This is a genomic window from Bradyrhizobium genosp. P, from assembly GCF_049949265.1.
Taxonomy (GTDB): Bacteria; Pseudomonadota; Alphaproteobacteria; order Rhizobiales; family Xanthobacteraceae; genus Bradyrhizobium.
The window spans coordinates 6,015,447-6,040,539 of record NZ_CP188195.1 but is presented as its reverse complement, the minus strand read 5'-3'; the positions used below and the strand labels follow the sequence as shown (position 1 = coordinate 6,040,539).

Annotated in this window: 25 protein-coding genes and 1 pseudogene; 12 read left to right on the top strand and 14 right to left on the bottom strand. The window is 60.1% G+C overall.

The features are described 5' to 3' along the window. Positions 1-322 precede the first annotated feature (322 nt). From ACP2YO_RS29315 to ACP2YO_RS29305, 3 genes and pseudogenes are all read right to left on the bottom strand, one after another. Entirely contained in the window at positions 323-616 is a 294-nt protein-coding gene (locus tag ACP2YO_RS29315) for a copper-binding protein (RefSeq protein ID WP_426434618.1), read from the bottom strand. Between the two features lie 186 nt (positions 617-802). Next, the gene (gene fghA, locus ACP2YO_RS29310; protein ID WP_426434617.1) at positions 803-1,642 is read right to left on the bottom strand and encodes an S-formylglutathione hydrolase; all 840 of its coding nucleotides are present in this window, start codon (positions 1,640-1,642) and stop codon (positions 803-805) included. A gap of 30 nt (positions 1,643-1,672) precedes the next feature. Next, a pseudogene (locus tag ACP2YO_RS29305) lies at positions 1,673-1,927 on the bottom strand (response regulator transcription factor); the annotation flags it as partial. A 266-nt stretch (positions 1,928-2,193) separates the two neighbouring features. Here ACP2YO_RS29305 and ACP2YO_RS29300 point away from each other — a divergent pair. After that, the gene (locus ACP2YO_RS29300) at positions 2,194-3,303 is read left to right on the top strand and encodes an S-(hydroxymethyl)glutathione dehydrogenase/class III alcohol dehydrogenase (protein WP_426434616.1); all 1,110 of its coding nucleotides are present in this window, start codon (positions 2,194-2,196) and stop codon (positions 3,301-3,303) included. 74 nt (positions 3,304-3,377) lie between these two features. Here ACP2YO_RS29300 and ACP2YO_RS29295 read toward each other — a convergent pair whose 3' ends face one another. Then, complete coding sequence (locus ACP2YO_RS29295; protein WP_426434615.1) at positions 3,378-4,466, bottom strand: aldo/keto reductase; 1,089 nt, start codon at positions 4,464-4,466, stop codon at positions 3,378-3,380. Between the two features lie 145 nt (positions 4,467-4,611). Between ACP2YO_RS29295 and ACP2YO_RS29290 the strand changes: the two genes are divergently transcribed. Continuing rightward, positions 4,612-5,238 carry a TetR/AcrR family transcriptional regulator gene (locus tag ACP2YO_RS29290; RefSeq protein ID WP_426434614.1) on the top strand — a complete coding sequence of 209 codons (627 nt, stop codon included), beginning with the start codon at positions 4,612-4,614 and terminating at the stop codon, positions 5,236-5,238. Between the two features lie 109 nt (positions 5,239-5,347). Further along, complete coding sequence (locus ACP2YO_RS29285; RefSeq protein ID WP_426434613.1) at positions 5,348-7,294, top strand: FAD-binding monooxygenase; 1,947 nt, start codon at positions 5,348-5,350, stop codon at positions 7,292-7,294. Between the two features lie 163 nt (positions 7,295-7,457). Here the strand turns inward: ACP2YO_RS29285 and ACP2YO_RS29280 are convergent, their stop codons facing one another. The 6 genes from ACP2YO_RS29280 to upp (ACP2YO_RS29255) all read right to left on the bottom strand — a co-directional run bounded on the left by ACP2YO_RS29280 (position 7,458) and on the right by upp (ACP2YO_RS29255) (position 13,461). After that, positions 7,458-8,192 carry an aspartate/glutamate racemase family protein gene (locus ACP2YO_RS29280; RefSeq protein ID WP_426434612.1) on the bottom strand — a complete coding sequence of 245 codons (735 nt, stop codon included), beginning with the start codon at positions 8,190-8,192 and terminating at the stop codon, positions 7,458-7,460. Positions 8,193-8,202: 10 nt separating this feature from the next. Beyond that, on the bottom strand, positions 8,203-9,081 hold the full coding sequence (locus ACP2YO_RS29275) for an ABC transporter permease (RefSeq protein ID WP_426434611.1): 879 nt from the start codon (positions 9,079-9,081) through the stop codon (positions 8,203-8,205). Position 9,082: 1 nt separating this feature from the next. Next, the gene (locus tag ACP2YO_RS29270) at positions 9,083-9,964 is read right to left on the bottom strand and encodes an ABC transporter permease (RefSeq protein WP_426434610.1); all 882 of its coding nucleotides are present in this window, start codon (positions 9,962-9,964) and stop codon (positions 9,083-9,085) included. A 100-nt stretch (positions 9,965-10,064) separates the two neighbouring features. Beyond that, positions 10,065-11,357, bottom strand: coding sequence for an ABC transporter substrate-binding protein (locus ACP2YO_RS29265; protein ID WP_426434609.1), 1,293 nt, complete (start codon positions 11,355-11,357; stop codon positions 10,065-10,067). Between the two features lie 18 nt (positions 11,358-11,375). Then, positions 11,376-12,410, bottom strand: coding sequence for an ABC transporter ATP-binding protein (locus ACP2YO_RS29260; protein ID WP_426443342.1), 1,035 nt, complete (start codon positions 12,408-12,410; stop codon positions 11,376-11,378). Between the two features lie 415 nt (positions 12,411-12,825). Next, positions 12,826-13,461 (bottom strand): uracil phosphoribosyltransferase, encoded by a 636-nt coding sequence (gene upp, locus ACP2YO_RS29255; protein ID WP_426434608.1) that lies wholly within the window; start codon positions 13,459-13,461, stop codon positions 12,826-12,828. A 257-nt stretch (positions 13,462-13,718) separates the two neighbouring features. On the opposite strand from upp (ACP2YO_RS29255), the gene ACP2YO_RS29250 reads away from it, so the two are divergent. The 4 genes from ACP2YO_RS29250 (at position 13,719) to ACP2YO_RS29235 (ending at position 18,524) form a co-directional block, all read left to right on the top strand. Next, positions 13,719-14,966 carry a GTP cyclohydrolase II gene (locus ACP2YO_RS29250; RefSeq protein ID WP_426434607.1) on the top strand — a complete coding sequence of 416 codons (1,248 nt, stop codon included), beginning with the start codon at positions 13,719-13,721 and terminating at the stop codon, positions 14,964-14,966. Positions 14,967-14,974: 8 nt separating this feature from the next. Beyond that, positions 14,975-16,219: a URC4/urg3 family protein gene (locus ACP2YO_RS29245; protein ID WP_426434606.1), complete on the top strand. Its 1,245-nt coding sequence runs from the start codon at positions 14,975-14,977 to the stop codon at positions 16,217-16,219. Between the two features lie 14 nt (positions 16,220-16,233). Further along, complete coding sequence (gene upp / locus ACP2YO_RS29240) at positions 16,234-16,863, top strand: uracil phosphoribosyltransferase (RefSeq protein WP_426434605.1); 630 nt, start codon at positions 16,234-16,236, stop codon at positions 16,861-16,863. A 68-nt stretch (positions 16,864-16,931) separates the two neighbouring features. Beyond that, the gene (locus ACP2YO_RS29235; protein WP_426434604.1) at positions 16,932-18,524 is read left to right on the top strand and encodes a gamma-glutamyltransferase family protein; all 1,593 of its coding nucleotides are present in this window, start codon (positions 16,932-16,934) and stop codon (positions 18,522-18,524) included. Between the two features lie 56 nt (positions 18,525-18,580). Here the strand turns inward: ACP2YO_RS29235 and ACP2YO_RS29230 are convergent, their stop codons facing one another. The 3 genes from ACP2YO_RS29230 to ACP2YO_RS29220 form a co-directional block, all read right to left on the bottom strand. Beyond that, positions 18,581-19,297: a TetR family transcriptional regulator gene (locus ACP2YO_RS29230; protein ID WP_426434603.1), complete on the bottom strand. Its 717-nt coding sequence runs from the start codon at positions 19,295-19,297 to the stop codon at positions 18,581-18,583. A gap of 151 nt (positions 19,298-19,448) precedes the next feature. Continuing rightward, positions 19,449-20,660 (bottom strand): amidohydrolase family protein, encoded by a 1,212-nt coding sequence (locus ACP2YO_RS29225; RefSeq protein WP_426434602.1) that lies wholly within the window; start codon positions 20,658-20,660, stop codon positions 19,449-19,451. 17 nt (positions 20,661-20,677) lie between these two features. After that, complete coding sequence (locus ACP2YO_RS29220) at positions 20,678-21,661, bottom strand: polysaccharide deacetylase family protein (RefSeq protein ID WP_426434601.1); 984 nt, start codon at positions 21,659-21,661, stop codon at positions 20,678-20,680. A 121-nt stretch (positions 21,662-21,782) separates the two neighbouring features. Here ACP2YO_RS29220 and ACP2YO_RS29215 point away from each other — a divergent pair, with 121 nt between their 5' ends. Further along, positions 21,783-22,037, top strand: a complete 255-nt coding sequence (locus ACP2YO_RS29215) for a LysR substrate-binding domain-containing protein (protein ID WP_426434600.1) — start codon at positions 21,783-21,785, stop codon at positions 22,035-22,037. Positions 22,038-22,259: 222 nt separating this feature from the next. On the opposite strand, the gene ACP2YO_RS29210 is transcribed toward ACP2YO_RS29215, so the two are convergent. Beyond that, positions 22,260-22,628, bottom strand: a complete 369-nt coding sequence (locus ACP2YO_RS29210) for a nuclear transport factor 2 family protein (RefSeq protein WP_426434599.1) — start codon at positions 22,626-22,628, stop codon at positions 22,260-22,262. 355 nt (positions 22,629-22,983) lie between these two features. Between ACP2YO_RS29210 and ACP2YO_RS29205 the strand changes: the two genes are divergently transcribed. From ACP2YO_RS29205 to ACP2YO_RS29190, 4 genes are all read left to right on the top strand, one after another. Further along, positions 22,984-23,262: a DUF1330 domain-containing protein gene (locus ACP2YO_RS29205; protein WP_426434598.1), complete on the top strand. Its 279-nt coding sequence runs from the start codon at positions 22,984-22,986 to the stop codon at positions 23,260-23,262. 42 nt (positions 23,263-23,304) lie between these two features. After that, complete coding sequence (locus tag ACP2YO_RS29200) at positions 23,305-23,979, top strand: TetR/AcrR family transcriptional regulator (protein WP_426434597.1); 675 nt, start codon at positions 23,305-23,307, stop codon at positions 23,977-23,979. A 462-nt stretch (positions 23,980-24,441) separates the two neighbouring features. Beyond that, positions 24,442-24,585, top strand: coding sequence for a hypothetical protein (locus tag ACP2YO_RS29195; protein ID WP_426434596.1), 144 nt, complete (start codon positions 24,442-24,444; stop codon positions 24,583-24,585). Between the two features lie 75 nt (positions 24,586-24,660). Further along, positions 24,661-25,002, top strand: coding sequence for a DUF6884 domain-containing protein (locus tag ACP2YO_RS29190; protein ID WP_426434595.1), 342 nt, complete (start codon positions 24,661-24,663; stop codon positions 25,000-25,002). The last annotated feature ends 91 nt before the right edge of the window (positions 25,003-25,093 follow it).

The following is a 25,093-nucleotide window of genomic DNA, read 5'->3' as shown; positions in this document are numbered from 1 at the left end:
CGGTGAACGGTACTACGACTACGACCATCACCTATTCCGATGGAACCACCCAGGTGGAGACCGCGCCCAGCGTGCAGAGCACCCAAGCCAGCCCGAGCAAGACCTACACTGCTCAAGGAACGATCAGCGCGGGAGCCAGCAGCAATACGTCTGGCGCGCAGGCTGCCTCCTGACGGGGTGTCCTATGGCTATCGCAATGTCGCGTGGCATCCAGACGGAACCGACGGCTGGGTGCGGGCCGACGGTCCGCTTGCGAACGCGGAGCGTTGCCGCGCGCGGACGAGGGGATGATCTCAGCGTCCGCGCCGCAAATTGCGAGCTGCTACTGCCTCTCGAGCTTGTCGATCGTCTTGCCGCCACCGCTGTCCGTGGCGGTGAACGTCACCTTGTCGCCGGCGTGTAATTCTTCGAGCGATTGCGCCTTCGGGACCTTGTACTCCTGAACCGCGCCTCCGGCCGCGCCGACGGTGCCGGTTTGAGTCTGCTGGATAGCGATGGTTCCGGTCAACCGGTCAATCTTGGTGACCATTCCTGACGCGGATTGCTGGGCGAAAGCCGCTGACGTGACCAGGCTTGCGGCGGCAAGGCTGGTCAGGGCGATCTTAGCTGCTCTCATCGAGGCCTCCCAATTTCAGATATAGTTAGAGGCAACAACCGAGTAGCGCGGATAGTTCCGCAGAAGCGTTTACTGATACTCGTTCGCGAGCCGGTTCCATTTTACTGCAGGCGTTGATTCTGCTCCCGGTGGATCGTGCGCGGTGCAAACTATGGCGCACCGCAGCCGAAATAGGCAGGAGCGTGATCAGCCCTTCAGACGCGCAGCATGCCAGCGCAGATGATCGGCCATGAACGTCGAGATGAAGTAATAGCTGTGGTCGTAGCCCGGCTGGCGCCGCAGGGTGAGGGGGATGTTTGCGTTCTCGCAAGCGGCCTTCAGCAACTCGGGGCGAAGCTGTTCCGTGAGGAACTGGTCGGCGTCGCCGTAATCGACGAGCAATCCGGAGAATCGTGCGCCATCCTCGATCAGCGCGACGGCATCGTGCTTTCGCCATGCATCCTTGCTGCCGCCGAGATAGCCGCCCAACGCCTTGTTGCCCCACGGCACCTGCGAAGGCGCCACGATCGGCGCGAAGGCGCTCGCCGCGCGATAGCGATCAGGATGGCGCAACGCGACCGTCAGCGCGCCATGACCGCCCATGGAATGGCCCATGACCGATTGCCGTTTGGTGTCGATGGGGAATTGCTCGGCGATCAGCTCCGGCAACTCCTCGGTCACATAGCTCCACATGCGGTAATTGCGCGCAAACGGTGCCTCGGTCGCATCGACATAAAAGCCGGCGCCAAGTCCGAAATCATAGGAATTAGCGGGATCGCCGGGTACGCCTTCGCCGCGCGGGCTGGTGTCGGGTGCGACGAAGATCAGGCCAAGCGCGGCGCATGCCTCGCGGAACTCGCCTTTGTCGGTGACGTTGGCATGGGTGCAGGTCAGGCCCGACAGATAGGTGACCACCGGCAGCCTGGCGCCCGCCGCATGAGCCGGGACAAAGACCGAGAAGGTCATCTCGGTCCTGGTCTCGCGGCTGGGATGCCGATACACGCCCTGGGTGCCGCCATGAGATTTGTTCTGGGAAACCGTCTGCATTGTCGTATTTCCTGACAGCGGAGCGCGGCCTCAGGCGATGTCGCTCTGGATCGCCAAACGCACCAGATCCGCCGATGTCCGCACGCCAAGTTTCTATCGCATGATCGAAGACGTATTTGCGACCGTCTTGTAGGACGAATGAACGAGCCAGGCGATCTCGGAAAGACTTTTGCCGGAACTCAGCAGGCGCAGGCTCTCCATTTCGCGCGACGTCAGCTTCAACAGCGGATCCTTTGCGTATTCTGGTCCGGCGAAAGCATCGCTGCGCGCAATTGCGGGGGGCATGCGCGCGTTACGCGATCACCGTACTTTGGAATTATTCATCTGAGGAATTATTCATCTGAAGAGGTTCGGCTGTCAACGCTCCTCTGCCTGATGCTCGATTCTGTGGCCGGCCGGCGCGTTGTCGCAATGATGCGACACCGTGATGCCGTGTTCGGCGGCAACCGAAGCGTTGCCTGCTACATCGATGACCTCTATGTGTATCCGCGCGCCCGCGCCGATGATGCGGTCGGGCGTGACGGCCGATTTGATGTTTTTGGGAGATTAAGATGAAAACGCGCGCTGCGGTCGCGTTTGAGGCAAAGAAGCCACTTGAGATCGTCGAGCTTGATCTGGAAGGACCCAAGGCCGGCGAAGTCCTGGTCGAGATCAAGGCGACGGGCATCTGCCACACCGACGCCTACACGCTCGACGGCTTCGATAGCGAAGGCATCTTCCCGTCCATCCTCGGCCATGAGGGCGCGGGCATCGTGCGCGAAGTCGGCGCCGGCGTGACGTCGGTCAAGCCGGGCGATCACGTGATCCCGCTCTACACGCCCGAATGCCGCCAGTGCAAAAGCTGCCTGAGCCAGAAGACCAATCTCTGCACCGCGATCCGCGTCACGCAGGGCAAGGGCGTGATGCCCGACGGCACCTCGCGCTTCAAATACAAGGGCGAGACGGTCTTCCACTACATGGGCTGCTCGACATTCTCGAATTTCACCGTGCTGCCCGAGATCGCAGTGGCGAAGATCCGCGAGGATGCGCCGTTCGACAAGAGCTGCTACATCGGTTGCGGCGTCACCACCGGCGTCGGCGCGGTCGTCAACACTGCCAAGGTGACGCCGGGCTCCAACGTCGTCGTGTTCGGCCTCGGCGGCATCGGCCTCAACGTCATCCAGGGCGCCAGGATGGTTGGCGCCGACAAGATCATCGGCGTCGACGTCAATGATTCCAAGGACGCCTGGGGCCGCCAGTTCGGCATGACGCATTTCGTCAATCCGACCAAGATCGGCGGCGACATCGTCCAGCATCTGGTTGGCCTGACCGACGGCGGCGCCGATTTCACCTTCGATTGCACCGGCAACACCAACGTGATGCGGCAGGCGCTGGAAGCCTGCCACCGCGGCTGGGGCGTCTCGGTGGTGATCGGCGTCGCGGAAAGTGGCAAGGAGATCGCGACGCGGCCGTTCCAGCTCGTCACCGGCCGGGTCTGGAAGGGCACTGCGTTCGGCGGCGCGCGCGGCCGCACCGATGTGCCGAAGATTGTCGACTGGTACATGACCGGAAAGATCCAGATCGATCCGATGATCACCCACGTGCTGAAGCTCGATGAGATCAACAAGGGCTTCGATTTGATGCACGAGGGCAAGTCGATCCGTTCGGTCGTCGTATTCTGAAATCAAAACAGCAAGCAGCAGGAAGTCGTGATGCATCTTTCCTACACCTGATCGAGCATCACGCTGTTGTGTGGTTAGTGGACTTCGTCGGCGTTGCTTGGCAGGAGCGATGCCAGACGGGATGAGCGCTCGCCGTTGACGGTCGCGCCGGCGTGGGCGAGGTTGAGCGACAAATTCCTGAGGAGATCGGCCGGGAAGTTCAGTGTTGGCCGGCTAAGTGCATCGAGCGATTCAATTTGAGCGGTCGAAAGAGTCACGTCGAGGGCGGCCAGATTGGCGTCGAGCTGGTCCATCCGGCGTGCGCCAATGATTGTGGAGCTCACACCTGGACGGCTTCGCACCCATGCGAGCGCGACTGCTGCGACGTTGGTGTCAAGTTCGTCGGCGATCAGCTTGAGCTGATCCAGGATCACAAACTCCCTTTCGGTCGGCGTCGCAGCGAAAGCGCCACGGTCTGACGTCTTGGTGGCCACGTTTTCCCGCGTGTACTTGCCGGACAAAAGGCCGCCCTTGAGCGGCGCAAATGGAGTGACGCCTAACCCGAGCTCCTTCGCGGCGGGGATCAACTCACCTTCCACGGTTCTCTGAAGCAGAGAATATTCGATCTGGAGCGCAATCAGGGGCGTCCAGCCTCGAAACTGCGCGATCATTTGCGCCTGCGTCACTTTCCAGGCCGGTGTATCGGATAGCCCGATATAGCGAACCTTGCCGGACGTCACGAGATCGTCCAGCGTTCGCATCGTTTCTTCGATGGGCGTGAATCTGTCCCACAGATGGAGCCAGTACACATCGACGTAGTCGGTCTGGAGACGGCGCAAGGAATTCTCGAGTTGCGCTAAAATCGACTTGCGCCCGGCGCCACCGCCATTCGGATCCTTGAAATGCAGGTTCGAGAAGAACTTCGTGGAGATGACCGTGCTTTGCCGTCTCGCACTGTTCTTGGCAAAATACTGACCGATGATTTTTTCGGAATGGCCATAGGTATAGAGATTAGCGGTGTCGATGAAGTTGCCACCGCGATCGAGAAAGCTTGCGAGTATTGCGTGAGCCTCGGAAGGGCTCGAGCCCCATCCCCGATCGTCGCCGAATGTCATTGTTCCAAGGCAGAAGGGGCTGACCCGCAAACCTGAATTTCCGAGGGTAACGTAGGAATCAAGCGACATATGATCATTCCTTTCAACAACGGTGGGTATTGCAGAATCCCGCCATTACCGCTTAAGTGGATAAATCCTCCACTTACGATATGGAGGAATCTTCCACTTAGCAAGTGGGGTAAAAAGGATTCTGCAAGACAAGGGAAGGATCAGCGTGCAGGCGGACAACGAGAGTGCGGGGCGGCCGCGTCGGCAACGCACTGACGCTCTGCTGAATCGGGAACGGCTGCTTGCTGCAGCGAAGGCCGCCTTTGCCGAGGTGGGGGCGGACGTCAGCCATGAGGAAATAGCGCGGCGCGCCAATGTTGGCGTTGGCACGGCCTATCGCAATTTCCCAACGAGAGACGCGATCATCGAGGCGGTTTATCGAGCTGAGGTCGAGCACCTGGCGAATGCAGCGCCGCAACTCCTCGCCTCGATGCCGGCTGCGGAGGCGCTGCACAAATGGATGCACCTTTCTGTGGACTATGTTGCCGCCAAGCGCGGCCTTGCGTCCGCTCTCGGCCTGATGATCAATGACGGCTCGGAACTTTACAGCTATTCAATGGGCCGGCTGACGCAAGCCACGACGCTGCTTGTGGAGCGCGCGATCGCTGACGGAGCCATTCGCGACGATGTGACACCCGTTGACCTGTTGCGAGCGCAGATTGGCTTCTCCTATGACAAGGCCCACCCGGATTGGCAGACCAGCGCCCGGCGTCTCGTCGATATCTTTGTCGATGGCCTCAAGTGCAAGACACGATCGCAACCCCGTGGTCGATCCAGATCCTCAGGTCGCTAGGTATCTTGGAACGGGCGATGTTAAGACGGCACCGAACTGGGCTTGCCTTAGGGGGCATGTCGCCTTCGCTAAAGCTCGCGCCTTTGAATTGATCCCGTAGGGAGGTTTCGTGCAATTTCATCTGAACGGATTCGAGCCCGGCGACCCCGCCATTGCGGACCCGGCCAGGCGACATACCGGATCAGGCTCTTCCGGCGCTTTGCCGCAAGAGGTTGACGTCCTCATCATCGGCTGCGGGCCGGCGGGTTTGACGCTGGCGGCGCAATTGGCCGTATTTTCCGATATCAAGACCTGCATCGTCGAACAGAAGTCGGGACCGCTGCTCCGCGGCCAGGCCGACGGCGTTGCTTGCCGCACGATGGAGATGTTCGAGGCCTATGGCTTCAGCGAGCGCGTGCTGAAGGAAGCCTGCTGGATCAACGAAACCACGTTCTGGAAGCCGGACGACAATTTGCTGGAGAACATTGTCCGCAGCGGACGCGTGCAGGATACCGAAGAGGGACTCTCGGAGTTTCCGCATGTCGTTCTGAACCAGGCACGGGTGCATGATTTCTACCTTGACGTCATGCGAAAATCCCCCGCCGCGCTGGAGCCTTACTATGACCGGCGCTTGCTCGACCTTGAGGTCGACGAGACGGTGCCCGGTGTCGATGCCGATTCGCATGCAGTGACGGCCAGGATCGAGCGAATTGATGCTGCGAATGGAGGACAGATCGAAACCATCAAGGCTCGCTATGTCGTAGGTTGCGACGGAGCGCGCAGCACCGTGCGCAAGTCGATCGGACGCACGCTGCACGGCGATTCCGCCAATAGCGCGTGGGGCGTGATGGACGTTCTGGCTGTCACGAATTTCCCCGACGTCAGATTCAAGTCGTTGATCCAGTCCGCCAAAGACGGCACCATGCTCATCATCCCGCGAGAGGGGGGCTATCTGTTTCGCTTGTATATCGAGCTGGACAAGCTCGATGCCGGCGAACGCGTATCGAATCGCAACATCACGTCCGATGACCTGATTGCGGCCGCGCAGCGGATATTCAATCCTTACAAACTCGACGTGAAGGAAGTTGCCTGGTGGTCGGTCTATGAGATCGGTCAACGGCTTTGCGACAGCTTCGACGATGTGCCCGCCGAGAATCCTGGACGCCTGCCTCGTGTGTTCATCGCCGGCGATGCCTGCCACACCCACAGCCCGAAAGCGGGGCAGGGCATGAACGTCTCCATGCAGGACGGCTTCAATCTCGGCTGGAAGCTGGCCTCCGTCCTGTGCAAGCGAAGTCCGGCAGATCTCCTTCGTACCTATTCAGCGGAACGCCAGACCGTCGCGAAGGAATTGATCGACTTCGATCGCGAGTGGGCCCAAGTGCTCAGCTCCGCCTCAAAATCACCGGTGAAAGCAGAAGGCAAGGGATTCGATCCGGCCGAGACGCAGGGTTATTTCGTCAGGCACGGCCGCTACACTGCGGGAACTGCGACGCGTTACCGTCCTTCGATCCTCACTGGCGAAGCAACTTATCAGCACCTGGCCACGGGCCTGACGATAGGCATGCGCTTGCATTCAGCGCCGGTCATCCGCGTCGGTGACGGCAAGCCGGTCCACCTTGGTCATACGGTGAAGGCGGACGGCCGCTGGCGCATCTTCGGCTTCGCCGGCGCGGAAGACCCTGCTGCGCCTCATTCCGCGATCCGGAAGCTGTGCGACTTTCTTGCCGACACACCTGAGTCGCCCGTTCTAAGATTTACCCCTAAGGGCGAGGATATCGACTCGGTGATCGATGTACGCGCTGTCTTTCAACAGAGCCATCGCGATCTCGCCGTCGAGACCATGCCGGGCTTGCTTCTGCCGACGAAGGGGCGCTTCGAGCTTCGCGACTACGAGAAGATGTTCTGCTCGGATCTGCGAAGCGGCAATGACATCTTCACCATGCGCGGGATCGATCGCGAACGGGGCTGCATGGTGGTCGTGCGGCCCGATCAATACATCGCGCATGTTCTCCCGCTTGATGGCTTTGAGCAACTCGCCGCATTCTTCGGCGGTTTCATGCTGCTAGAGCCGTGATTGCTTGCGCCCGCAAGACTACGATTGCACTTGTCCTATTCCAGAAGAGATTTTCCCGTGTGAGCTCATCGCCGCAACGCTTCAGCACTTCGGCGATCGCCCATGCACAATTGTAGCCGGGGACCGCATTGAGATCGTCCAAGCGCGCAGCCCAGAAGGAGGGCTAACGGGGTTCGAACGGTGCGAATGATCCGAGATACGGTTTGGGTCGCGGCTGCGCATAAGCTCCGATCTTTGATGTTTTGAGGCCCAACGTACCGAATGCTTCCGCCAGCTTGACCGCACTCGCGATCCCGTCGATCACGGGCAGCCCGTGGCTTTCCGAAAGCCGCGCGGCTAGATCGGCCATGCCGGCGCATCCGAGCACGACCACTTCGGCGTGGTCCTCCCGCTTCGATCGTTCGATTTCCGCACTGATCTGTGCGGCCGCATTGGAGGAGGGGTCATCGAGTGATAGAACGGGTACTTCGCACGCGCGCACCTTGGCGCACCGGCTGGCCAGCCCGTACTTCAAAAGATTGTTCTCGATGGCGGCTATGGACCGGGAGAGCGTTGTGACGACCGTAAAGCGATGGCCGAGCATCGAGGCCAAGTGAAACGCCGCCTCGCCGATACCGATGACAGGAGCCTTCGAGACGCAACGTGCCGCCTCGAGGCCGGTATCATCGAAACAAGCAATAATGTGAGCAGAAACACCTGTTGCGTCGCCTTTGGCGATTTCGGCCAGCAGCCCAGGCACCGAAAATGCCTCGTCATAATAACCTTCGATGGAAATCGGTCCATCTGCCGGATTGACGGCGATGATCTCGGTTGCCGGAGACGCGACGGCGCGGCCCGCCCGGCCGATCTTCTCCGTCATGGCGGCTGACGTGTTCGGGTTGACGATCAAGATACGCATGAGGTCGGTTCTACACCATTCCCTTGCCTGCGTCCGATCCGTGACGTCGTTGCCGGGCCTGAAGCACGAGAATAACAACCAGCGCCACGAAAATAACTAGAAAGGAGACGGCGCTTGTCAGTGTCCCAAGCGCATAAATGTCCGGCTTTGTAACGGTGGTCGTCAGGCCCTGCAGATCAAGAGGCAGTGTATTGACAGAGCCGATGGTCTGGCTTGAGCGTGCGAGTTCGTCCCAGGACAAGGTAAATCCAAACAGACCAATACCCACGACGGACGGCAATATGATCGGCAGCACGACATGCCGAAATGTCTGCCATGGCGTTGCACCGAGGTCGCGCGCCGCCTCTTCAAGACGGCCATCGAACCTGTTGAAGATCGCAAACATGATCAGGAGGCCAAAGGGCAGGGTCCAGGTCAGATGCGCACCAAGGCCCGAAGTAAAAAGCCCCATGGCCGTTGTCCAATTTGCAGCACCGCTCTTGATGATGAAATCGTCAAGCAGGCGGAATTCCAGGGCGATGCCGAGCGAGGTAATAATCGACGGCATGATCAGGCTCGCGATGGCAACATAAAACAGGAACGCCGCACCGCGAAATGATCTGCGGAAGGCCAAGCCGGCCGAAACCGAGAGAACGACCGTAAGGACCATGACGACGAGGCCGAGCTGAAGCGATCGCTTGAAAGCCGCCCCGATGTCGACGATGCCTGAACCGGAGAACACCTTGCCGAACCACACAAGGGATACGCCATTCATCGGAAAGGTCAGGCCGCCATCGGGGCCCTGAAACGACAGGATGTAGATCGCGAACATCGGTCCATAGAGAAACAGGACGTAGGCGGTGAAAAACGCTGCGAGAACATAAAAGGATCGCGATCGCTTCTCGCCCATATCATAGTTCCTTGCGAATATCGACGACCCGGGTCAGCGCCGAAATAATCAGGATTGTGACGCCGAGCAGGATGACCGCATTGGCTGCAGCCGCCGGGAATTGCAGCGCATTGAGGCGCGCCTCTATGATCTTGCCTGCAGATGCGATCTGTTGGCCGCCCATCACCCCTATCGTGACAAAATCACCCATCACGATGGTGATCACGAAGATCGAGCCGATGACGATTCCAGGTTTTGCCAAGGGAATAATCACGTTTACCAGGGTCTGCCATCCGGTGGCGCCGGCATCATAGGCGGCCTCGATCAACCGCTTGTCGATGCGGATCATCGAATTGAAGATCGGCACCACCATGAAGAAGGTGAAGAGGTGAACGAGGGCCAGCACGACGGAAAACTCCGAGAACAACAGCCACTCCAGCGGTTGCTTTATCAGCCCTGCGCCCTCGAGACCCCTGTTGACCAAGCCGTTCCGGCCAAGAAGCGGAATCCATGCAATCATGCGGATCACGTTCGACGTCCAGAACGGGATGGTGCAAAGCAGGGTGAGTACGATCTGCCAGGTTTTGGATCGGACGTGGAACGCGAGAAAATAAGCGACGGTAAAGCCGATCAGAAGTGTCAGGCTCCAGGTCAACAGACACAATTTCAGGGTCTTCAGGTAGGTCTTCAGGATGGTGCAGAGATTGGGCAGATCGGCAATGCATCCCTCGAACGTGTCGGTGTAGCCACGCAAGCTGAACGCCGGGATCATTTCATATTCGTTGTAGTCCCACGCGCTGACAATCGTCACAAAAAGCAACGGCAACAGAAAGAACAGTGCGAAAACGAGCATCATCGGTGCGGCCTGAAGCCAGGCAACGAAGGTCTTGCGGTGTTGCGTCATTAAAGGGCCAATCGCAGTGATGGCGAAGAAGGACTTGCCATGCGCTCCGGCCGGCAAGTCCTTTAGATTAAGTTCTTTGGATCAAGTCCTTTGGATTGCGTCAGGCGGCGATGAACTCATTCCACTTGCGCACCATGTAATCGTTCTCGTCCATAACGGCGTTCCAGCAGGCGACGGCACCCATGCGGTCGTCGTAAGATCCTCCGTCACGCTTGGCGCCGGCCTTCTCGAGAATCGTGCCGTCGGGCGCCTTGATGTCGCTGACGGCGGCCTTGCCTTCCATCCAGTAGCCCCACTCGTCTGCCGTCATGTTGGCCTTGGCGGTGGACAGCACAGCCGAATAATAACCCTGGCGATTGAGATAGGCGCCTGCCCAGCCCGATAGATACCAGTTCACGAATTCATAGGCCCAATCGAGCTTTGGTCCCGAAACCGCCTTCGATACGCAAAACCCTGACGCCCACGAGCGATAACCTTCCTTGAGCGGTTGGAACGTGCAGGCGATTCCCATCGAGCGCACCTTGGTGACCGCGGGCGACCACATCGACTGGATGACGGTTTCGCCCGATGCCATGAGGTTGACGGATTCGTTGAAATCCTTCCAGAACGCGCGGAACTGGCCGGCCTTTTTGGCTTCCGTCATGATCTTCATGGTGAGATCAATCTCGGCCTTCGTCATGTTGCCCTTGTCGGCATAGGTGTGCTGACCGGTGGCTTCGACCACCATCGCGGCATCCATGATTCCGATCGAGGGAATGTTGAGAATCGAGGCTTTGCCCTTGAATTCGGGATTGAGCAGTTCGGTCCATGATGAAATTGGCCGCTTGATCAGATCGGGCCGGATGCCGAGCGTATCGGCATTATAGACCGTCGGGATCAGCGTCACAAATTCGGTCGGTGTTTTGGAGAACGTCTTGGAGTTCGCCCCCTCGAGATAAAGCACCTTCCACGGCGCGGTGCCCTGATCGCCGATCTTCTTGCCATTTGGCAACTGACCCTTGGTGAACACCGGGGTGATGTTGTCAAATTCCTTGATCCTCTTGGCGTCCAGCGCAAAAATATTGCCCGACGGCACCAGCTTCTTCAGCGAGAAATATTCGGTATCAAGCACATCAAACGAGTTCGGCTGGGTGATCACACGTTTGGTCACGTCGTCGGTGGTTGCTGTGATGTATTCAATCTTGATCCCGGTATCTTCCAGACATTTCTTCGAGATATCGTCACCTTCGTTCACCGCCGTTCCGAGATAGCGCAGAACTTTCGGCTCGGCTGAATGCACATAGGGAAATCCGGTAATTGCGCCTGAACCTGCCGCAAGGCCGATCGTTCCGGCCGCGCCCTTCAGCACAGCGCGACGGGTAACGCCACGATTGAGTTTCGAAGATTTGCTCATGATTATCTCCCTTGAGTGTCACGCCGCCTTTTCGGGCGAGCGGGCGATTACAGAACTGGTGCTTTTGAGAACGCTGGCCTGCGTCGGGTCCCATGTGGCGAGAACGCGCTCGCCTACGGTGTAGTTGGCCGCGTCGAATTGGGTTTCCGTGACCTGGGCCGAGATCTCGGATCCGCCCTCAACGGCGATGACGACGCGGACATAGGTTCCCTGATATTCAATCTCGCTGACGGTGCCCACAATCGATGGACCGGCGACGGTTTCGTTCGGTCTTTTTAGCATCAGCCGATCGACCCGAACGGCTGATGTCTCGGGGCCCAGAGCAATGACGTTGTGGCCGCCGATGAACTTCGCTGTGAACTCGGTTCGAGGGTGGTTGAAGATTTCGCGCGGCGAACCCTGCTGTTCGATCCGGCCGCCGTTCATGAGAACCACGATATCGGCCAAGGCCATCGCCTCGTCCTGGCCATGCGTCACATGGATAAAGGTAAGTCCAAGCTCACGTTGCAGCTTCTTCAATTCCGCTCTCATCCGCAGCCGCAAAAACGGATCGAGGGCCGAAAGCGGCTCGTCCAGGAGCAGGATTTGGGGAGACGTGATCAGCGCGCGCGCGAGCGCCACGCGCTGTTGCTGGCCTCCGGAAAGCTGGCCCGGCAGCCTTGCCGCATAAAGCTGCATATCGACGAGCTCCAGCAATTTTTTTGCTTCGGCATGGCGGGCAGCTTTGGCAACGCCCTTCATTTTCAAAGCGAAGGCAACGTTGTCGATGACGGAGAGATGTGGGAACAGGGCGTAAGACTGGAACATCATCGACGTGCTTCGATCGGCAGGGGGCAGGTCCGTCACATTCTTCGGCCCGACAAGGATGTCGCCTGATGTCACCGACTCATGGCCGGCCACCATGCGCAGTGTGGATGTCTTGCCGCAACCCGACGGCCCGAGCAGGCAACAATAGGAGCCGGCGGGAATCTTGAGGTTGATGGCGTCGACGGCGGTGACGCCGCCGTACATCTTCGTCAATTGCACCAGTTCGAGCGCCGCTGTCGTCGTCATCCGCACCATTCCGCATTCGTCTTGCCGAGCACCTTGTCGTCCAAGGAGCCACCCGTATTTGGATGCAACAGATGTGCCAAAAATTGCGACAGATGAGACAAAAACTGGGCAAATCCTGTTGTTCGACGACGTCGATTGCGCTGCTTCGACGGAGGTCAATTGCTGCGCTACCCGGCTTCCGCGGCTTTACTCCTGGACGTAAGCGATTGAGCAGACGTTGGAAAACGGTCCTCTCGCGAGGCCATCCTGATGAATCAAGACCCTGCCGCCCCCGGAAGCGCCGAAGTGGCCGGCGGGCCCGCAGCCGCAATCGCCTGACTACGAAACTAACTACGACTGAGGATTGGGCTTCGCTTGCCGTTACGAGCGTCAATCGCGCCTTGTGCCGCTTCAGGACGGACGCAATGCCGTATCCTTACCTGGTGCCGAACATTCTGTCTCCGGCATCGCCCAAGCCTGGCACGATATAGCCGTGATCATTCAGTCTTTCGTCGATAGCAGCGGTCCAGATCGGGACGTCAGGACACTCACCCTGAAATCGGGCAATCCCCTCGGGGGCCGCGAGCAGGCAGACGAACTTGATATCTCGGGCACCTCGCGATTTGAGCAGGCTGACCGCGGCACAGGCTGAATTTCCTGTCGCCAGCATTGGATCCAACAGGATCACGATGCGTTCCGACAGATCCTGCGGCGCCTTAAAGAAGTACTCCACGGCTTGAAGCGTTACCGGATCCCGGTAGAGGCCGATATGCGCAACACGCGCTGCCGGAACGAGCGCCAGCATCCCGTCGAGAAATCCGACACCCGCCCGCAAGATCGGAGCGAGTGTGAGTTTCTTGCCGGCGATTTGTGGCGCCTTCATTGCAGCGACCGGCGTATCGATGTCGACCATCTCCAAAGGCAAGTCCCGGGTGACCTCGTAGCAGAGAAGCATTCCGATCTCGTTCAGAAGCTCGCGAAAGCTCTTGGTGGAGCGCTCCTTGTCGCGCATCAGCGTGAGCTTGTGCTGAACCAGGGGATGGCTGACGAGGTTCACGCTTTTGTTAGTCATGAGCTCGCTTTATCCGGGTGACGCGCGTGGGATGTCGTGCAAGTGGCGTGCCCCGCCACCGCCTTTGGCCGGCCAAACAGGGGCGGGCCTGGCGCCACGGGTCATGATCGCGTCGTAAACCCTGCGGTTAATGCCCGCGACGCTCCGAAACGGGCCGTTGTGTTCAGCCGCAGTTCGGCCATACTGGAGAATCCTTCGATTGTTGGCAACCAGGCCTGTCCGCCCGGCTGGCAATCACTATCTATTGGTGTGTGATGATGACGCGTTCTAATCGAACTGATCATATTCGGATTACATCCCATCCGGCGCCGGGCGCGAAGATCGATTTCCCGATTCATTGGGGAGCGGCCACGGCGCGTGAACGCGGGCCGGTGATCGGGACAGTTTCGCGCCCCCAGCAACGTAACGTCATCGGCACCCACAGCGGCTCTTATTCGATCTATCGCGCGCTGGCGGTCTCGTCGGGCGCGCTCGATCCGATCCGGCGTCCGGACCTGACCAATACGCAGCCTGTCGCCACGGTTGGGCCATTCCCGCAATGGACGGATCCGAACCGGATCGTCTCGCTCGATCCGTGGGGACACCTGGCTGCGGAGGCGTTCTCGAAGGAGATCGCCGAGGGCGTCGATATACGTCCGAGCATTGCCATCACCCGCGCCCGGCTCGATTTGCCCGAGTTGCAGGCCGCGATATCAGCCGGCCGGCTCAAGCGCGACGGTGCTGTCGTTCATGAGAGTGGAAGCGTCTCCGTTGTGAAAATTGCGATCGACCCGGTCTGGTATCTGCCGGGAATCGCAGCACGCTTCGCCACGACCGAAAACAATCTGCGCCGACAGTTGTTCGAGCAGACGGCCGGCATGTTTCCGGAGTTGGTGACACGGCCCGACCTCCAGGTGTTCTTGCCGCCGATCGGTGGCACCACGGCCTATCTGTTCGGCGATGTCGCCAAGCTGCCGGACCATCGCACCAGCATCACCTGCCGCGTGCATGACGAATGCAACGGCTCCGACGTGTTCGGCTCGGACATCTGCACCTGCCGCCCATATCTGCTGCACGGCATCGAGGAATGCGTGCGCGCCGGACAGAACGGCGGGCTCGGCATCATCATCTACAACCGCAAGGAAGGCCGCGCCCTCGGTGAGGTGACCAAATTCCTGGTCTACAATGCGCGCAAGCGGCAGGAAGGCGGCGATGCTGCCGCCCAGTATTTTGAGCGTACCGAATGCGTTGCGGGCGTACAGGATGCCCGATTCCAGCAGTTGATGCCGGATGTCGTGCATTGGCTCGGACTGAAGCGCATCGACCGCTTCGTTTCCATGAGCGACATGAAGTATGACGCGCTGGAGAGCCAAGGTATCGACATCGTCGAACGCGTACCGATCCCGGACGATTTGGTGCCGGCAGATGCTCAGGTGGAGATCGTTGCCAAGAAGGCTGCCGGCTACTACTCGCCCGAGGAGCCAATCCAGCGGGACTTCGTTGGCCGTCCGCTCGACAAATATTGAGCGCGGCCGTGTCCTCCGTGAGCTCCGAAACGTCGGCCGCCCTGTCGTTGCTCAATTCTGGGGCGGTGCGGGAGCGTGCGCACCGGCTTCTTGCCATCGGCCTTGAGGACCGGCTCCCGAACTTCCGCGTCCACCTCGACCGCATGGACTCGACGGCCGAATTGGTGGTCGACACCACGCGAAAGGCGTATCCCTCGCTGGCTGTGCCGTTTCATTCACGCTGGCGGCATTTTTCCATCAATGGTGTCGATCGCTGGAGGAGCCTTGCCGACCAGATCGCATGGCAGGATCCCGCGACACGGGCTCGTGCCGAGTTCGATCTGGCCATGGTCAGCGTCTTTCTTGACGCCGGCGCCGGGCCGGCCTGGCGTTATCGCGACCCCGCGACCGGATCGGCCATTGGCCGTTCGGAGGGATTGGGACTGGCCAGCCTCGCGATGTTTGCCGGCGGCGTATTCTCGTCGGATCCGCGACAGCCCCTTCGAGCCGATGCCGACGTGCTTGCGAATTTATCCGTTGCGGACCTCGTACGCGGCATGCAGGTGTCGGATGCCAATCCGTTGGTCGGCATCGACGGCCGGGTGAATTTGTTGCGCAGCCTCGGCCGGCTGTTGGCCTCGAAGCCGGCTGTCTTCGGACGCTTCGATACGCCGCGGCCCGGCGGGCTATTCGACCGGCTGGCATCGCTGGCCTGCGATCGCAGGCTTCCAGCCCCCACGATATTGTCGGAGCTGCTCAGGGAACTCGGGCCGATCTGGCCGTCGCGGCTGACGCTCGGCGGAGTAGCGCTTGGTGATTGCTGGAAGCATCCGATGCTGACGACCGGGGAGGCGACCAGCCACCTGATGCCGTTGCACAAGCTCTCGCAATGGCTGGCCTATTCGCTGATCGAACCGCTACAGAATGCCGGCATTGATGTGATCGATATCGATGGGCTGACCGGCCTTGCCGAGTATCGAAACGGCGGTCTCTTCGTCGACAATGGCGTGCTGACATTCCGCGACGAAGGCGATGCGTTCCGGGAGCACGATGTCGCTTCGCCGCTTGTCGTGGAGTGGCGGGGGCTGACGGTGGCGTTGCTCGATCACGTTGCGGATCATGTGCGGCGCCGTCTCGGGCTCGACGCAAACGCGCTACCGCTGGCGAAAATCCTCGAAGGTGGAACCTGGGCCGCGGGCCGACGGCTGGCGCGTGAACGCCGCGCCGATGCGTCGCCTCCGATCAAGATTATCAGCGATGGCACGGTATTTTAGCACAGGGACTCGGCATGGAAGGCGTCACGATCGTTAGACACCCGCTGGTGCAGCACAAGTTGACGCTGTTGCGCAAGAAGGACACCTCGACCAAGTCGTTTCGCGAACTCCTCAAGGAGATCGGGATGTTGCTATGTTACGAAGTGACTCGCGATCTGCCGCTGGCCGATGTCGATATAGAAACGCCGCTGGCGAAAATGAAATCGCCGGAGATATCCGGCAAAAAGCTGGTGTTCGCACCTGTGCTGCGTGCTGGCGTTATTTTTGCGGACGGCATGCTCGACCTCGTGCCGACTGCGCGTGTCGCCCATATCGGCCTTTATCGCGAACCCGAAACATTTGTGGCCGTGGAGTATTTTTTCAAGGCCCCGAGCGATCTGAACGAGAGACTCGTGATCGTGATTTCCCCGGTGCTGGCGACAGCCAATGTGTCCGTCGCGGCGGTGGACCGGCTGAAGGAGCGCGGTGCCAACGACGTCCGGTTGGTCAGTCTGATCGCCGCTCCTGAAGGCGTCGAGCGCATGCGCGGCATTCACCCGGATGTTCCAATCTGGCTTGCCGCAATCGACGAAGGGCTAGACGAAAACGCCTTTATCCTGCCGGGCCTTGGCGATGCGGGTGACCGTGCCTACGGTACTCGATAGTTGAGTCTGGTCGTTGTATCGTAAGGCTGCGTGATCAATCAATTTCTTCGGATAGTTCGGCTTTTGCGATGTTGCAGACCAAACGAAGCTATGGCGGCATGGTGACCGCGCCGCACCACCTGGCGGCACAAGCTGGACTTGGCGTGTTGTCGGAAGGCGGCAATGCGATCGAGGCAATGATTGCGGCGGCTGCGACGATTGCGGTGGTTTATCCTCATATGAACGGCCTCGGCGGCGACAGCTTCTGGCTCGTCGGCCGCGCCGGCTCGACGCCAGTTGGAATTCAGGCCTGTGGACGCGCCGCGATGGCGGCCGATCGCGCCTGGTATCGCGAGCTTGGCTGCAGCAGCATTCCAAGCCGCGGTCCCCTCGCTGCGCTTACCGTGGCCGGCACCGTCGATGGTTGGCAAAAGGCCCTTGACCTCAGCCGCGACCATCACGGCGGGCGCCTCCCGCTTGCGCGATTACTCGAGCCCGCAATTCTGCACGCCGAAGAAGGCGTTGCCGTCACGCGAACGCTGCACGACAACATCGGCAAGAAGCGGAATGAACTTCAGGATATACCGGGCTTTGCGGAGGTCTACCTGCCGCAAGGTGCTTCGCCTGCGGTCGGCGCACGATTGCGACAGCCGCGCGTCGCCGAGACGCTGCGGCGGCTGGCAAGAGCAGGCCTGTCCGATTTTTATCGCGGCGACCTGGCACGCTCCATGGCAGCTGATCTTGCGGCGCTGGGCAGCCCGCTTCGGCTTGCCGATCTGGAACGACATCACGCGTCGCTTGTGACGCCGCTCTCGGTCGAGGTGGCTGGACACAAGGTATTCAACATGCCGCCGCCGACGCAGGGCTTGGCCTCGCTCCTGATCCTGGCGCTGTATGCGCGGCGCGTGGCAGGCGAGGCGGATGGTGTGGATCATTTGCACCGATTGGTCGAAAGCACGAAGGCCGCGTTCCGGATTCGCAACTGCCACGTGACCGATCCTGACTACATGGAGCGCCCGGCTGCCGAGTTTCTGTCCGAGGACTCGCTGACTGCGCTTCATGAGACGGTGTCCGAAGATCGTGCGGCGCCCTGGCCCGATCCGCCGAGCCAGGGTGATACGGTGTGGCTTGCAGCGACCGACCGCACCGGGCTGAGCGTCAGCTTCATTCAAAGCGTCTATTGGGAGTTCGGCTCGGGCGTCATCCTTCCGCAGAGCGGAGTCACCTGGCAAAACCGCGGGACGAGTTTCAGCCTTGGCGAGACCGACACCAACAGGCTGGATCCGGGACGCTTGCCGTTCCACACCATCCAGCCCGCGATGGCTGAGCTTGGCGACGGGCGGCTGATCTCCTTCGGCACGATGGGCGGCGAGGGGCAGCCGCAAACTCAGGCTGCGATCTTCACGCGTTATGCGCTGCACGGCCAGGAACTGCAATCGGCGATCACGGCGCCGCGCTGGCTGTTGGGTCGCACCTGGGGAGAAGAAAACAACAACCTCAAGATCGAGTCCCGCTTCGATCCGGCGGTCGTGGAGCGGCTGCGTGCGCTCGGTCACGACATTCAGCTGACGGGCCCGTTCGAGGAATTCATGGGGCATGCCGGTGCGATTGTCTGGCACCCGGATGGCTTGATGGAAGGCGCCAGCGACCCCCGCAGCGACGGCGTGGTCGCCACGCGTTGATGGGCGATCTCCAGCGCTTTATCCGCAGGAACCTTGTCGTTGCGGATCGCCGGCCGCTAGCTGGCCGTCTTCGATCCGGCAGCCTTCTGCTTGGGCCGCCCCACGGGAGTGGTCAGCCAGGTCAGAATCATATCCTGCGCGTGCTCCTGACGCAGCAAAAGCCAATCAGGTGAGCCCAGATCTTTGTCGAACATCGCTGACAGCGTGTAGCGATTGGATACGTGAAAATAGCTCATCGCGGTGATGGACACGTAGAGCTGGATCGGGTCGATGTCATCGCGAAACAGGCCCGCCGCCACGCCGTGGCGAAGGACGTTTTCGATGCTCGCGACCAGGGGTTGAGTGAGTTCGGCGATCTTGCGCGACTTGCGCAGGTTACGCCCGCGCTGCAGGTTTTCGTTGTTGATGAGCGAGATGTAGTTCTGGTGTTCCCCAAAGAACGTGAATGTGAAATTGATCAGTTCGCGCATCGCGGCAACGGGCTCGCGGTCATCCAGATTGAGCCGCTGTTCGGCCGCGCGGATCTCGGTGTAGACGTCCTCGAGTACGGCAATGTAGAGCCCGTTCTTGTCGCCAAAATAGGCATACAGCAGGCGCATATTGGCCTTGGCGCGCTGCGCAATGGCCTCGACGCGGGCTCCGCCGAGCCCCTTGTGGCAGAACTCGAACGTTGCCGCACGCAGGATCGATTCTTTGGTGAGCGCGGAATCCCGTGGCCTCTTTCGGCGTGCGGGGCTGCGGGGAGGGCTGGCCCGTGCTGTCGTCTCGGTCACGGCGTCAACTTTGGCTGGGCTTGAGGGGCGTTCGCGCAGACACGTTCATATCCGGCCAACATGATCCGGCGGAACCGTTCCCTGCGTAAGGTGGCGGGATTGAGATCGTCATTGTTCGTCAAGGGGGAATGTTCCTCCATGTCCTTCGGCGTCAAGCGGCCGCCGCCGTCATCGTACCGCCGCGCGCGATGAGGCGGCCGTTCTTGTAAACATCACGAGGCTTGGGTCGGGCGACTACGGCTTCCTGGACATGCTCAGCATCAAGCACGAAGAAATCCGCCGCGCCGCCGACGGTCAGGCCGTAGCCTGTGAGACCAAGTGCGCGCGCAGCATTGGCCGTCACCATGTCGAAAGCCGTGGCCAGTTGATCATCGGTGTTGAAGCCGGAACGATAACCGACCAGCATGGCCCTTTCGAGCAGGTCTCCATCGCCGTAAGGCCACCAGGAATCGCGAATGTTGTCGTTGCCGGAGAACACGTTGACGCCGGCGTCGCGAAGCAACAGCACAGGTGGAAACGCATGGGCGCCCGGCGCATTGGTCAGGATGGCGACGCCGGCCTCGGCAAGCAGGTGCGCAGTGCGCTGGACCACGTCATGGGAGACTTCGCCCAGTGCGTAGGCATGACTGATCGCGACCTTGCCGCTGAGCGCAGTTGCTTTGGTACGTCGCGCGATGTCCTCGATCTCCGAGATGCCCTGCAGGCCGCCGTCATGGAGGTGAATGTCGATACCGACGCCGTTGCGTTCGGCAATGCCGAAGACAACATCGAGATGGCCGGCTGCGTCACCGTCGTGACCCGCCGGATCGAGTCCACCAACCAAATCGGCACCGGCGCGAACAGCCTCTTCGAGCAGGTCGGCCGTCCCCGGAGACGTCAGGATGCCGCTCTGCGGGAACGCGACAATCTGAATCGAGACTTTATCGCGGTGGGCCTCCCGGGCCGCGACGATTTGTTCGAAATGCCGCAGGCCGACCTCCGCATCGACGTCCACATGGCTGCGCATCTGGGTCGTGCCGTGCGACACGCAAAGGTCGATCAGTGCGGCCGCCCGCACTCCGATCGGCTTGGCTCCGGCAAGATGCTCCTTCTCGAACGTTACGCGCTCGCGAACGCTGAAGCCGGCGGTGCAAGGACGGTGCGGCTTCCAATCGTCGCCGATGAAGCACTTGTCCAGGTGGATATGACCTTCGACCATGCCGGGCAGCACCAGGCGCCGACCGAGATCGTAGGTCTCGCGGACCGAGCCGTAGCTCTGCTGGATCGGCGCGACTGCGACGATCTTGCCGCCATTGACCGCGATTTCGACAATTCGGCCGTCTGCCAGTCGTGCGCTTTGAAAGAGTGTGTCGATAGCAGCCAAAGGGTTCTCCGGTTTGGCTAGGTTGGGACGATACCGTCGGGTAGGGCGCGCGAATATGCCGCTATACCGCCGGCCGTCGTGATCCAGATGTCGTCGCGCTTCGCAATGATCGCCTGTAGCGCACGTCGCAGCGGCCGCAGACGGTGCGGCTGGCCGACCAGATACGGGTGCAGTGCAATGCCCATCACCAGTGACTGCTTGCTGGATTGCGCGAGCATTTCCTCGAACGTGTCTGAAATCATCGTCGCAAACTGCTCTCCGGAATCCTTGCGCCCGACGATCGAAGGAATGTCGTTCAGTTCCTGCGGATAGGGGATGGACAGGATGCGACCGCCATTCCGAGTTGAGAACCACACCGGCTGATCGTCCATGCACCAGTCGAGCAGGTAATGGTAGCCCGCTTCGGCGAGGAGGTCCGGCGTGATCGGCGATTGGGATATCCAGGGTCCGAGCCAGCCAACCGGTCGCTCTCCTTCGGCGCGCGCGATGACGTCGGTGGCCTCCTCAATCAATCGCTGCTCGTCGGCAGCCGAAAGCACGCCCTGTCGCTCGGAGTTGGTGCGTCCGTGGCCAACAATTTCGTCGCCGCGGGCACGAAATGCGTCCATGACTTCCGGGCAGTAGTGATAGATGCTGCTGTTGGCGAGCACGGAGAGCGGCAATCCCAGTTCATCAAAGAGCTCGATCAGCCGCCACACGCCGACCCGGTTGCCATAGTCGCGCCACGCGTAATTGAGGACATCCGGCTGTAGACCGCCGGGGCAGAGTTCGGCGCCGAGGCCGTCGCCGAAGGCGAAATGCTCGAGGTTGAGTCCGACATAGACGGCAAGACGCTTGCCGCCCTGCCAGGTGAAGTCGGGGCGGTGCGTGATCGCACTGTAGCGGTAGCGGCCGTGAGAGGTGAGACCGAAAGCCGAACGCTCCGCTTGCAGGGATGTTTCATCGCCGAGTGCCTTGCGCGTGATCGCCTGATCCGGTTGTGCCTCGATCTCCCGCTTCATCGGAATTTCTCCTATCGGCGATCGCCGCTTGGCATTCATCCATTTGTGAAGAAAGCTTTTACTTTCGTCAAGACTGCCGCAACGGCAACTAAGCCGGGACGGCAATGATCTCGACATTCCGTTGCCCGTAACCGCAATCGCCAACACGATGGAGCCACTGATCGATCTTGTCGCACGGGGTCTTGGGCTCGCTTATGTGCCGCTGTTCACGGTACGCGAGAAGCGCGCGGCGGGGGTACTGGCGACGACGCTCGATCCCTACACCCGCCAGATCGGCACGTTCCAGATCCTGTGGCCCTCAGGCCGTCAACGCTCGCCCAAGGTCAAGGCGTTCGTCGATTTCATGGCGATAACATTGTTGGCGAGCGGGGCATGAAGCAACTCGGACGGTCCGTCGTCCTCACGCGTCCGCCAATGCCCGCGCCTTCTGATGGACGAACTGGGGCGGTCGTCCATCACGGTAATCGCGATCGACGGTCGCACCACGTGAGAGTCGCTCGGTCCTTGTCTCGGCCGCCGGCATCTCCATCGTAGCGTTTCAATCAAGGAGTGATCGGCAGGAGGCCGGGGTTCCGATGGTGTGCCGGGTGAGGGCGGCTTACGACGCTGGAAATGCATCCCCGAACATGGGCAGGCCGCTGACAGAGGCTTCCTTCTTCACTTCGTCCTGGATCACGTCCCAATGCTCGGCGAGCAGGCCGTTTTCGATCCGGATGATGTCAACGACGATCCAGTTCGCGGGGGAGGGCAGGCCGGTGAAGCGCCCGTGCATTAGCACCCAGTCGCCATTGGCGACGACCACTTGGTTCTCGTAATGGAAATCGGCGCCTGCACTTTTAACCAGGCCAATGAGACCGTCGCGGCCCGGCGGAATGTGCGCGCTGTGCTGAATGTAATTATCGCTCCAGTAGCGCTCGGCAGCGGCGTAATCCCGTTTATTGAAAAGCACATCGAAAGCCTCAAGCACGAACGCCTTGGTTTTTTCGTCTGGGGTCTGGTCATCTCATTCTCCTTTTCCGCGCAGTTCAGCGGCGGGTTGGCTTTCCGTTCGGGGTATATGATAATGTTGATCACAATTGTAATTTAACACTAGATGTTCAAGAGGCGTCAAGACTGAGCGAAAGATGTAGGTTAATCTGGGCGGCTCAGAAATGGTTGGCCAAATTACCTCATATATTACGATTGTGATCACAATTGAAAAGTGCTATTCGAGTGATTGTGGAATGTGCTGATCGGGAGGCGGGGCGGTCTGAGCGCCAACGGTCCGCCTGAGGCAATCGACGCGTGCCAGCTACTTCGGCTTATGAATTGAAGGGACGATCATGACTGCGTATGTGCTTGTTGAAGCGACGCTGCGGAATGCAGAGACCCGCGACCGCTACCTTGAAGCCGCTCGCCCGGTACTGAAGCAATTCGGCGGCGAGTTCCTGACATTTGGGCGGTGGCACGTGCTCTATGGCGAGCCCGCCTACGATAACGGCATGATCATTACATTTCCCGACAAGGACACGGCGTTGGCCTGGTACAGCTCGCCGGCCTATCAAGCGCTGCTCGAAGTCCGCAACGAAGGTCTGGACAGCCGTTTTCGTCTCATCGGTTAGACCGGTCGGCGTGTTCGATAAATAAAATCGGGAGAACCAGACGTGGGCGTATCAAAGGAGCAGGCAGCAGAAAACCGCCTCGCAATTATAGCAGCAGCGAAGCAGCTCTTTCGTGAGCGCGGGGTCGATGCTGTCGGCCTCAGTGAGTTGATGAAGCATGCCGGCTTTACGCAAGGCGGATTCTACAATCACTTTGAATCTAAGGCTGCCCTCGTCGCAGAAGTTGTCGCGTCTGCGATGGTGGACGGAGCAACTGATTTCGCTCAGGCCCTTAAAGCCCCGGTCGTTGATTCAACAACCTCACTTCAACGCTATGTCGAATACTATTTGTCCCCAGGACATCGCGACAATATTGACTACGGCTGTCCGGTATCCGGCTTTGCTGGCGACGCCCCGCGAATAGGGGCAGAAGCTCAATCAAATTTTGCAGATGGCCTGGATGATCAGATCACCCTTGTGGCCGGATTAATTGCCGAAAACGGAGCGGCAGACCTCGCCGGTCAACGTAGGACCTTACGCGAACGGGCCATCAGTTTGCATTGCCAAATGGTAGGCGCGCTGATCCTGTCTCGATCCGTCACACAAGCTGCGCCTGTGCTGTCGGAAGAAATCCTGAAGAACGTGCTTCGCGACGTATCCGCGTCTATCGATCCGCTTTCAAATCCAGCTTCGGCGAAGGCAAAAAAGCCTCGCCGCTCTGTTGTCGCACGGCACTAAGTTCTAAGCTTTATCGCGCGCTGAGAACGCAGCAGGCCTCTCTCGGTCACGTCGCGCCCGTTGCTCCGATGATGGATTGGAGCGAGAGCGTAAGTTTTCCGACTAGTTAGAAGGCAGCGTGTGCACGGCGTGTGCACCGGGAGATCAAGAAAAATCTTGTTACAGCCAACGCAAGCAAGCTTTCTGAAGCGGGCGGGTCGGTCGCGGAAAGCGCCACTTCGTCGCGAACCTCTCGAACCATTCTACCAACAGCTCAATCGTCAGCGCGGAAACCGTCGGCGGCGTCGAGCCCAGCCGGCCACTCATCATGAGCAACAGGAGGATGGGGGCGACGACGACCCTCCACCTCGACCGCTTCATCGGCCATCTCTCACTCGCGAAGCCACGGCCAAGCCATCGACCAGCAAGCCGTCGGTGAAGACCCCCGACGTCAATGCGGGACTGTGGCCGCGAAGATATTCGATGCGCTTCCTCTCTTGCGGCCTCACCAAGATCAACGAGCTGGAGAAGGCCCGAAAGCTGACCAAGGTCCGTCTCGGCGAAGGCATCAGCACCCACGTCTTTCACTACCCCTCGCAAGTCAAAGCCCTGGCCGGAGGCGAGTGATGCGCAATGGCACGTCACCGGCGGTGATCTTGGTGGCTTGTAGCGGCCCCACGCGACACCAGCCCTGTCGGGCACATGTACACGTCGATCACCTTCCGATTGGCGAAGCGATACGCGATCCGGAGGGGAGTGCCTTGGTACATCCTCTCGGCCAAACATGGGTTGCTGCATTCGGACAACCATATCCACCACTACGATCTTCGGCCGGTCCATCTGGGAGTGGCCGGCCGGCGTGAATGGGTGTCGATGATCCTGCGCCAATTGGAGCAAGACCGGGTCTTCGATTGCAGGAAGATCGAAATCTTGACGGGGGCGGACTGGATGCGCGACGCCTCCAGGCGCAAAGCATCGAATGCCCGCGACCATCGCGTCGGCCGGAGCGTAGCCGGGCACCGTCGACCGCGAGGACGGGCGTGACGATCGCGATCAGACCAACTCGAAAATTGTCCCAAGGAAAAAATCGGAGTTCCTGGCTGCGGGCAGCGCGCCGCCGCGACGGCATTGCGCC

Coding starts and splice junctions, on each gene's coding strand:
- ACP2YO_RS29235 (WP_426434604.1), top strand. CDS start 16,932: ATGTTGCAGACCAAACGAAGCTATGGCGGCATGGTGACCGCGCCGCAC.
- ACP2YO_RS29315 (WP_426434618.1), bottom strand. CDS start 616: ATGAGAGCAGCTAAGATCGCCCTGACCAGCCTTGCCGCCGCAAGCCTG.
- ACP2YO_RS29280 (WP_426434612.1), bottom strand. CDS start 8,192: ATGCGTATCTTGATCGTCAACCCGAACACGTCAGCCGCCATGACGGAG.
- upp (WP_426434608.1), bottom strand. CDS start 13,461: ATGACTAACAAAAGCGTGAACCTCGTCAGCCATCCCCTGGTTCAGCAC.
- ACP2YO_RS29250 (WP_426434607.1), top strand. CDS start 13,719: ATGACGCGTTCTAATCGAACTGATCATATTCGGATTACATCCCATCCG.
- ACP2YO_RS29190 (WP_426434595.1), top strand. CDS start 24,661: ATGTACACGTCGATCACCTTCCGATTGGCGAAGCGATACGCGATCCGG.
- ACP2YO_RS29265 (WP_426434609.1), bottom strand. CDS start 11,357: ATGAGCAAATCTTCGAAACTCAATCGTGGCGTTACCCGTCGCGCTGTG.
- ACP2YO_RS29195 (WP_426434596.1), top strand. CDS start 24,442: ATGCGCTTCCTCTCTTGCGGCCTCACCAAGATCAACGAGCTGGAGAAG.
- ACP2YO_RS29295 (WP_426434615.1), bottom strand. CDS start 4,466: ATGTCGCTTGATTCCTACGTTACCCTCGGAAATTCAGGTTTGCGGGTC.
- ACP2YO_RS29220 (WP_426434601.1), bottom strand. CDS start 21,661: ATGAAGCGGGAGATCGAGGCACAACCGGATCAGGCGATCACGCGCAAG.
- upp (WP_426434605.1), top strand. CDS start 16,234: ATGGAAGGCGTCACGATCGTTAGACACCCGCTGGTGCAGCACAAGTTG.
- ACP2YO_RS29260 (WP_426443342.1), bottom strand. CDS start 12,410: ATGACGACGACAGCGGCGCTCGAACTGGTGCAATTGACGAAGATGTAC.
- ACP2YO_RS29205 (WP_426434598.1), top strand. CDS start 22,984: ATGACTGCGTATGTGCTTGTTGAAGCGACGCTGCGGAATGCAGAGACC.
- ACP2YO_RS29300 (WP_426434616.1), top strand. CDS start 2,194: ATGAAAACGCGCGCTGCGGTCGCGTTTGAGGCAAAGAAGCCACTTGAG.
- ACP2YO_RS29270 (WP_426434610.1), bottom strand. CDS start 9,964: ATGACGCAACACCGCAAGACCTTCGTTGCCTGGCTTCAGGCCGCACCG.
- fghA (WP_426434617.1), bottom strand. CDS start 1,642: ATGCAGACGGTTTCCCAGAACAAATCTCATGGCGGCACCCAGGGCGTG.
- ACP2YO_RS29275 (WP_426434611.1), bottom strand. CDS start 9,081: ATGGGCGAGAAGCGATCGCGATCCTTTTATGTTCTCGCAGCGTTTTTC.